The organism is Pseudomonas sp. GW821-FHT01D09 (assembly GCF_059422465.1).
The window spans coordinates 1-8125 of record NZ_JBWKWY010000062.1; the positions used below are offsets into that span (position 1 = coordinate 1).

The 8125-nt window shown below is 61.8% G+C and carries 8 protein-coding genes; 4 read left to right on the top strand and 4 right to left on the bottom strand.

Annotated elements, in window-relative coordinates; genetic code table 11:
* Positions 1-91 precede the first annotated feature (91 nt).
* Together cdhC and AC07W7_RS26945 are read right to left on the bottom strand one after the other, a co-directional pair.
* Positions 92-979, bottom strand: a complete 888-nt coding sequence (cdhC, locus tag AC07W7_RS26940; RefSeq protein WP_197884014.1) for a 3-dehydrocarnitine:acetyl-CoA trimethylamine transferase CdhC — start codon at positions 977-979, stop codon at positions 92-94.
* Positions 980-1057: 78 nt separating this feature from the next.
* Positions 1058-1996: a choline ABC transporter substrate-binding protein gene (locus AC07W7_RS26945; protein WP_495040443.1), complete on the bottom strand. Its 939-nt coding sequence runs from the start codon at positions 1994-1996 to the stop codon at positions 1058-1060.
* A gap of 193 nt (positions 1997-2189) precedes the next feature.
* On the opposite strand from AC07W7_RS26945, the gene AC07W7_RS26950 reads away from it, so the two are divergent.
* Entirely contained in the window at positions 2190-3134 is a 945-nt protein-coding gene (locus AC07W7_RS26950; protein ID WP_099168699.1) for a GlxA family transcriptional regulator, read from the top strand.
* Between the two features lie 159 nt (positions 3135-3293).
* Here the strand turns inward: AC07W7_RS26950 and AC07W7_RS26955 are convergent, their stop codons facing one another.
* Together AC07W7_RS26955 and AC07W7_RS26960 are read right to left on the bottom strand one after the other, a co-directional pair.
* Positions 3294-3701, bottom strand: a complete 408-nt coding sequence (locus AC07W7_RS26955) for a DUF3010 family protein (protein WP_495040444.1) — start codon at positions 3699-3701, stop codon at positions 3294-3296.
* A 42-nt stretch (positions 3702-3743) separates the two neighbouring features.
* Entirely contained in the window at positions 3744-4145 is a 402-nt protein-coding gene (locus AC07W7_RS26960; protein WP_076962307.1) for a lysozyme inhibitor LprI family protein, read from the bottom strand.
* A 220-nt stretch (positions 4146-4365) separates the two neighbouring features.
* Between AC07W7_RS26960 and AC07W7_RS26965 the strand changes: the two genes are divergently transcribed.
* From AC07W7_RS26965 to dgcA, 3 genes are all read left to right on the top strand, one after another.
* Positions 4366-5343, top strand: a complete 978-nt coding sequence (locus tag AC07W7_RS26965; RefSeq protein ID WP_032858660.1) for a dipeptidase — start codon at positions 4366-4368, stop codon at positions 5341-5343.
* A 69-nt stretch (positions 5344-5412) separates the two neighbouring features.
* A complete protein-coding gene (locus AC07W7_RS26970; protein WP_076962305.1) occupies positions 5413-5943 on the top strand; it encodes a 4-vinyl reductase in 531 nt (176 codons plus the stop codon).
* A 15-nt stretch (positions 5944-5958) separates the two neighbouring features.
* Entirely contained in the window at positions 5959-8019 is a 2061-nt protein-coding gene (gene dgcA / locus AC07W7_RS26975; protein WP_076962304.1) for a dimethylglycine demethylation protein DgcA, read from the top strand.
* The last annotated feature ends 106 nt before the right edge of the window (positions 8020-8125 follow it).

The following is an 8125-nucleotide window of genomic DNA, read 5'->3' on the forward strand; positions in this document are numbered from 1 at the left end:
CGATAGCGGTGTGCCAGTTGATGCATTTGGCACTGACACACCGCTATCGCAGGCAAGCCAGCTCCCACATTTTTTGATCCGGTTTCGACAGTTAGCTACGTTTGGTCAGGCCCATTTTTATCCGGCCTTCAGCCGGGCTCAGAACCCGCGCGCCCAGGCGGCTGAGGATTTCCCCGGCGCGCTCCACCAGTTGCCCATTGGTCGCCAGCACGCCCTTGTCCAACCACAAATTGTCTTCCAGCCCGACCCGCACGTTGCCGCCCAGCAGCACTGCCTGCGCCGCCATCGGCATCTGCATGCGGCCGATGCCAAAGCCGGCCCACACGGCATCGGCGGGCAGGTTATCGACCATGGCTTTCATGGTGGTGGTGTCGGCCGGCGCGCCCCAGGGGATGCCCAGGCACAGCTGGAACAACGGGTTGTCGAGCAGGCCTTCCTTGATCATTTGCTTGGCGAACCACAAGTGGCCGGTGTCGAAAATCTCCAGCTCGGCCTTTACCCCCAGCTCCTGGATGCGCTTGGCACCCGCCCGTAACTGGGCCGGGGTGGACACATAAATGGTGTCGCCATCGCCGAAGTTCAGGGTGCCGCAGTCCAGGGTGCAGATTTCCGGCAGCAGTGCCTCGACGTGGGCCAGGCGGGTCAACGGGCCGACCAGGTCGGTGTTGGGGCCGAACGCCATGGGGTTCTCGCCGCCGCCGATTTCCAGGTCGCCGCCCATGCCGGCGGTGAGGTTGACGATGATGTCGATATCCGCCTCGCGGATGCGCTCCATCACTTCGCGGTACAGCGCCACATCGCGGCTGAACTTGCCGGTGTGCGGGTCACGCACATGGCAATGCACCACAGTGGCACCGGCTTTGGCCGCTTCTACTGCTGCCGCGGCGATTTGCTTGGGGGTGACCGGCACGTGCGGGCTTCTGGCGGTCGTGTCGCCAGCACCGGTGAGTGCGCAGGTGATGATGACGTCGTGGTTCATGGGACGGGTTCCTTACAGGCAGGCGTAGTGATGCCGTTCGCAGCCGGTATCAGCTGCGAAGCGGTGCTTTGAAAGAGGTTATTTGCGGCTCAGTTGCAGGTTTTGCGCCGCCGGCTTGCCATCGAAGGTGGTCACACCCTCCAGCCAGCGCTGCTGGTCCTGGGGGTGATCCTTGAGCCATTGCCGGGCGGATTCGAGCGCGTCCTTGTGCTCCAGCAGCGGTTGCATCATCCGGCTCTCGTCGGCGGCGGTGAAGGTCAGGTTGGTCAGCAACCGATGCACATTCGGGCATTGCTCGGCGTAGGTCGGCGTGGTGACGGTCCAGACCGTGGCCATGCCTTCGTTGGGGCCCAGGGCGTCCTCGCTGCCGGACAGGTAAGTCATCTGCACATTGACGTTCATCGGGTGCGGCGCCCAGCCGAAGAACACCACGGCCTCCTTGCGGCGCACGGCGCGGTCCACGGCGGCGAGCATGCCGGCCTCGCTGGACTCCACCAGTTGGAATTTGCCCAGGCCGAACTGGTTCTTGGCGATCATCGCCTTGATCTGGATATTGGCCCCTGAACCGGGCTCGATCCCGTAGATTTTGCCGCCCAGTTCTTTCTGGAACCTGGCAATGTCGGCGAAGGTTTTCAGGCCCTTGTCGGCGAGGTAGGTCGGCACCGCGAGCGTGGCGCGGGCATCCTTGAGGCTGGGTGAGTCGAGGACTTTTACCTGCCCGGCGTCGACGAACGGGGTGATGGTCTGGGTCATCAACGGGTTCCAGTAGCCAAGGAACAGGTCCAGGCGCTGGTCGCGAATGCCGGAAAAGATGATTTGCTGGGACGCGCTGGTTTGCTTGGTGCTGTAGCCGAGGCCGTCGAGCAGCACCTGGGTCATGGCGCTGGTGGCGATCACGTCGGTCCAGTTCACCACGCCCATGCGCACGTTCTTGCAGGAGGCGGCATCGGCGGCCCAGGCGCTGGTGCTCAACACGGCGCTGAGTGCGAGCACGCAGCGGCTGATCAGTCGGTTCATGAGGGATCCCTCGGCAGGTCGTTATTGTGGGTTCCGGCGTCTTTGTGCGCCGTGCCGCCAAGTTACCCAGCTTGCTGCCCGGCAAAACGCCCGGCGGCGACCCACTTTTGCACTGATGCGACCTGCGCCCTTGAATGGGCGCTGGAACTGGCGTATCACAGGGGCCACGCTGCCCGTCCCGCGAGTGCGCACCATGTCCCAGGATTTCTACTTTCTGTTGATGCCGGGGTTCTCGGCCATCGGCTTTATCTCGGCCATCGAACCGTTGCGCGTGGCCAACCGTTTTCGCGGCGAGCTGTATCGCTGGCACGTGCTGAGCGCCGATGGCGGCGCGGTGCTGGCGAGCAATGGTATGTCAGTCAATGCCGACGCCGGGCTGGAGCCCCTGAAAAAAGGCGCGACCTTGTTGGTAGTGGCCGGTTTTGAGCCGCTGGAGTGTGCGACGCCGGCCCTGGAGCACTGGCTGCGCCGCCTCGACCATGACGGTGTGACCCTTGGCGGCATCGACACGGGCAGCTTCGTCCTGGCCCAGGCCGGCCTGCTCGACGGCTACCGCCTGACCCTGCACTGGGAAGCCATCGATGCCTTCAAGGAATCCTATCCTGCCTTGACGGTGACCCAGGAACTGTTCGAGATCGACCGCCGGCGCATCACCTGCGCCGGTGGCACCGCCTCCATCGACCTGATGCTCGACCTGATCAGCCAGGCCCACGGCCCGGAACTGGCGATCCAGGTGTCCGAACAGTTCGTACTGGGCCGCATCCGCCCGCGCAAGGATCACCAGCGCATGCAGATTGCCACGCGCTACGGCATCAACAACCAGAAGCTGGTGCAGGTGATTGGCGAGATGGAGCAACACACCGAGCCGCCCCTGAGCACCCTGGCGCTGGCGCAGATGATCAAGGTTACACGGCGCCAGTTGGAGCGCCTGTTCCGCCTGCATCTGAATGACACCCCAAGCAACTTCTACCTCGGCCTGCGCCTGGAAAAAGCCCGGCAGCTATTGCGCCAGAGCGGCATGAGCGTGCTGGAAGTGAGTATCGCGTGTGGGTTTGAGTCGCCGTCGTACTTTACCCGCAGCTACCGGGCGCGATTTGCCAAGTGCCCACGGGAGGATCGGCGACGGGAGGTGGTTTGACTCAAACTTCGCACATACCTGAATGAGCACCTATTCAATGTGGGAGCTGGCTTGCCTGCGATCGCATCACTGCGGTGTGACTGACACACCTCGGTGCTTGCATCGCAGGCAAGCCAGCTCCCACACAAGCCAACTCCCACATTGGATTTGTGGTGGGGCTTACTTTTTCAGCAGTGCCGAACATGCCGCCTTGAAGGCTTCATGCTGATACTTGTTCAGCGTCGCCGGCAACGCAAAGTCATGCTTCTTGTTCTGCGCATTGATGGTCTGCGGCGACAGCAGCGTCACTTCAACACCATCGAGCAACTGCAGCACCCCTTCAATCTTGAATGTGGTCGGGCCACCGGCGAATTCGCCTTTTTTGCTGCGTTTTTTGATTGCAATGCGGGTGATGCCGTTTTCATGCACAAACGCCGCCACCTGGCTGGCGAAGGCTTTGACGTTGGCCGCCTCGTCATCGTCCTCGAGGGCGATTTTCTTGGTGGCCAGGGCGATGTGGGTCAGGTCCGGGGCGGCAACGGCGATGATGGCTTCGCTGCCTTTGATTTCGATGCCGCAGAGCGTCATGGGGTGGCCTTGGTTCAGAGGAAAGAAGGGCGCGATTGTCGCTTATTCCTGGCCAATCGACTCCAAAAACTCCGACCGCTCATCACTCATCCGCGCCAGGCAGTCATTTTGCGCAATGGCGTAGGCCTTGGTGCCGGTGACGGCCGGGAAGGTGTCCACCGCGCAATCGGCATCCCGCAGTTTTTCCCACTTCTGCTGGGCATCCTTCAGACGAGCGGTGATGTCCGCCAGCTGCGCCTTGTTGCTGGCGTAGGTAGAACCCATGCGTTCCAGCAGGCCCTGGTAGTTATCCTTGAGCAGCTGTTCGGCGGTGGTTTTGTTGTAGGCGGCGCATTCGATGGTCTGTTTGTCGTTTTCGATGCCATCACACGGGGTGCTGTCGGTGTCTTCGGCCGCGTGGACGCCGGTGGCGAGGAGTGCCAAAGCCAGGAAAATCGGTTTCATTGCGCCTTCTCATATCAGTGGATGGGTCGAATTCTGGCTCAAGCGTAGGCCAAAGAACAGATACAGAACAGACACGTCCGTGCACCCTTTGTCGTGGATTGACGCTTTCGGCAATTCCCCTGTCGTTTTTGCACCCGGCTCCGTCAGCCCCTGGGCATATGCTGGCCCCAAAGCGCCGGCAGACGATTCGGCGCATGAATCGCCAATAAGGGGACGCCTGATGAGCCCAGCCGAACTGCACGCCGACAGCATCGTTATCGACGGGCTGATCATTGCCAAGTGGAACCGCGACCTGTTCGAGGACATGCGCAAGGGTGGCCTGACCGCCGCCAACTGCACGGTGTCGGTGTGGGAAGGCTTCCAGGCCACCATCAATAACATCGTGGCCAGCCAGACCCTGATCCGCGAGAACAGCGACCTGGTGATCCCGGTGAAGACCACCGCCGATATCCGCCGCGCCAAGGAGCAAGGCAAGACCGGCATCATCTTCGGCTTCCAGAATGCCCATGCCTTTGAGGACCAGCTTGGCTATGTGGAGATCTTCAAGCAGCTCGGCGTCGGTGTGGTGCAGATGTGCTACAACACCCAGAACCTGGTGGGCACTGGCTGCTACGAGCGCGATGGCGGCCTGTCGGGCTTCGGGCGCGAGATCGTCGGTGAGATGAACCGTGTCGGCATTATGTGCGACCTGTCCCACGTCGGCTCCAAGACCAGCGAAGAAGTCATCCTCGAATCGAAGAAACCGGTGTGCTACTCCCACTGCCTGCCGTCGGGCCTGAAAGAACACCCGCGCAACAAATCCGATGCCGAACTCAAGTTCATTGCCGACCACGGCGGGTTTGTCGGCGTGACCATGTTTGCGCCGTTCCTGGCCAAGGGCATCGACTCGACCATCGACGACTACGCCGAAGCCATCGAATACACCATGAACATCGTTGGCGAAGACGCCATTGGCATCGGCACCGACTTCACCCAGGGCCATGGCCAGGATTTCTTTGAAATGCTGACCCATGACAAGGGCTATGCCCGCCGCCTGACCAGCTTCGGCAAGATCATCAACCCGCTGGGCATCCGCACCGTGGGCGAGTTCCCCAACCTGACCGAGACCCTGCTCAAGCGCGGCCACAGCGAGCGCGTGGTGCGCAAGATCATGGGCGAGAACTGGGTCAACGTCCTCAAGGACGTCTGGGGCGAATAAGCCCTGCTTTCTTTCCCGCTGCCATCCGTGTGGCGGGCACTAAACCGAATTTTCTGGAGTTGAGTTTCCATGGCCAAGATCGCCCCGCAATTGCCTATCGAAGTCGACAGCGAAACCGGTGTCTGGACTTCCGACGCCCTGCCGATGCTGTACGTGCCGCGTCATTTCTTCGTCAACAACCACATGGGCATCGAAGAGGTGCTGGGCGCTGATGCCTACGCCGAAATCCTCTACAAGGCCGGCTACAAATCCGCCTGGCACTGGTGTGAAAAAGAAGCCGAATGCCACGGCCTGGAAGGCGTCGCGGTGTTCGAGCACTACATGAAACGCCTGTCGCAACGCGGCTGGGGCCTGTTCAAGATCCAGGACATCGACCTCGACCAAGGCACCGCCAGCGTCAAGCTCGAACACTCGGCCTTTGTCTATGTGTACGGCAAGGTCGGGCGCAAAGTGGACTACATGTTCACCGGCTGGTTTGCCGGCGCCATGGACCAGATTCTGCAAGCGCGCGGCAGCAACATCCGCACCGTCGCCGAACAAGTCTACGGAGGCTCCGAAGAGGGCCACGACGACGGTCTGTTCATCGTCAAGCCGTTGTAAGCCGAGGACCGTGCCATGGCTTTTGAAGCAATGTTTGCGCCGATCCAGATCGGCAAACTGACCATCCGTAACCGCGTGCTCAGTACTGCCCACGCCGAGGTGTATGCCACCGACGGCGGGATGACCACCGAGCGCTACATCAGGTATTACGAAGAGAAAGCCAAGGGCGGCATTGGCCTGGCGATCTGTGGCGGCTCCTCGGTGGTGGCGATCGACAGCCCGCAGGAGTGGTGGAGTTCGGTGAACCTGTCCACCGACCGCATCATCCCGCACTTCCAGAACCTGGCCGATGCCATGCACAAGCATGGCGCCAAGATCATGATCCAGATTACCCATATGGGCCGCCGCTCCCGCTGGGACGGCTTCAACTGGCCGACGTTAATGTCGCCCTCCGGCGTGCGTGAGCCGGTGCACCGTGCCACCTGCAAGACCATCGAGCCGGAAGAAATCTGGCGGGTGATCGGCAACTACGCCAGCGCCGCCGCCCGGGCCAAGGCCGGAGGCCTGGATGGCGTGGAACTGTCGGCGGTGCACCAGCACATGATCGACCAGTTCTGGAGCCCACGGGTCAACAAGCGTACCGATGAATGGGGCGGCAGCTTCGAGGGGCGGATGAAATTCGGCCTGGAAGTACTCAAGGCCGTACGCGCCGAAGTCGGCCCGGATTTTTGCGTGGGCATCCGCCTGTGCGGCGACGAGTTCCACCCCGATGGCCTGTCCCACGAAGACATGAAGCAGATCGCCAAATACTACGACGACACCGGCATGCTCGACTTTATCGGCGTGGTCGGCTCGGGGTGCGACACCCACAACACCCTGGCCAACGTGATCCCCAACATGAGTTTCCCACCGGAGCCGTTCCTGCACCTGGCCGCCGGGATCAAGGAAGTGGTCAAGGTCCCGGTGCTGCACGCGCAGAACATCAAGGACCCGAACCAGGCCACGCGCATTCTCGAAGGCGGTTACGTGGACATGGTCGGTATGACCCGCGCACACATGGCCGACCCGCACCTGATCGCCAAGATCAAGATGGGCCAGATCGACCAGATCAAGCAGTGCGTCGGCGCCAACTATTGCATCGACCGCCAGTACCAGGGCCTGGACGTGCTGTGCATCCAGAACGCCGCGACCTCCCGTGAATACATGGGCGTGCCGCACATCATCGAGAAATCCACCGGGCCCAAGCGCAAAGTGGTGGTGGTCGGTGCCGGCCCGGCCGGGATGGAAGCGGCGCGGGTGGCTGCCGAGCGCGGCCACGACGTGACCCTGTTGGAGAAAAAAGACTTTATCGGCGGGCAGATCACCACCGCCTCCAAGGCACCGCAGCGCGACCAGATCGCCGGTATCACCCGTTGGTTCCAGCTGGAACTGGCGCGGCTGAATGTCGACCTGCGCCTGGGCGTGGCGGCGGATGCCGCGACCATCCTCGATTTGCGCCCCGATGTGGTGGTGCTGGCGGTGGGCGGGCATCCGTTTATCGAGCAGAACGAACACTGGGGCGCGGCCGAAGGCCTGGTGGTCAGCAGCTGGGACGTGCTCGACGGCAAAGTGGCACCGGGCAAGAACGTGTTGGTGTACGACACCATCTGTGAATTCACCGGCATGTCGGTGGCCGACTTTTTGGCCGACAAGGGCTGCCAGGTGGAGATCGTCACCGACGACATCAAGCCGGGCGTGGCCATCGGCGGGACGTCATTCCCGACCTACTACCGCAGCATGTACCCCAAGGAAGTGATCATGACCGGCGACATGATGCTGGAGAAGGTCTACCGCGAGGGCGACAAGCTGATCGCGGTGCTGGAGAACGAATACACCGGCGCCAAGGAAGAGCGGGTGGTGGACCAGGTGGTGGTGGAAAACGGCGTGCGCCCGGATGAAGAAATCTACTACGCCCTCAAGCAAGGGGCGCGCAACAAGGGGCAGATGGACGTCGAGGCGCTGTTTGCGATCAAGCCGCAGCCGTGCCTGAGCGAGCCGGGGGAGGGCTACTTGCTGTTCCGCATCGGTGACTGTGTGGCCCAGCGCAATACCCATGCTGCGATCTATGACGCCCTGCGCTTGTGCAAGGATTTCTGAGTCGCCACTGAACCAATGTGTGTACTCGGTCAAAAATGTGGGAGCGGGCTTGCTCGCGATGGCGGTGTGTCAGTCACCGGATGTGTTTACTGACACACCGCCATCG

What these genes read in the sequence shown, in the direction of transcription:
- cdhC (WP_197884014.1), bottom strand. Translation starts at nt 979, where the DNA reads ATGAACCACGACGTCATCATCACCTGCGCACTCACCGGTGCTGGCGAC.
- AC07W7_RS26945 (WP_495040443.1), bottom strand. Translation starts at nt 1,996, where the DNA reads ATGAACCGACTGATCAGCCGCTGCGTGCTCGCACTCAGCGCCGTGTTG.
- AC07W7_RS26950 (WP_099168699.1), top strand. Translation starts at nt 2,190, where the DNA reads ATGTCCCAGGATTTCTACTTTCTGTTGATGCCGGGGTTCTCGGCCATC.
- AC07W7_RS26955 (WP_495040444.1), bottom strand. Translation starts at nt 3,701, where the DNA reads ATGACGCTCTGCGGCATCGAAATCAAAGGCAGCGAAGCCATCATCGCC.
- AC07W7_RS26960 (WP_076962307.1), bottom strand. Translation starts at nt 4,145, where the DNA reads ATGAAACCGATTTTCCTGGCTTTGGCACTCCTCGCCACCGGCGTCCAC.
- AC07W7_RS26965 (WP_032858660.1), top strand. Translation starts at nt 4,366, where the DNA reads ATGAGCCCAGCCGAACTGCACGCCGACAGCATCGTTATCGACGGGCTG.
- AC07W7_RS26970 (WP_076962305.1), top strand. Translation starts at nt 5,413, where the DNA reads ATGGCCAAGATCGCCCCGCAATTGCCTATCGAAGTCGACAGCGAAACC.
- dgcA (WP_076962304.1), top strand. Translation starts at nt 5,959, where the DNA reads ATGGCTTTTGAAGCAATGTTTGCGCCGATCCAGATCGGCAAACTGACC.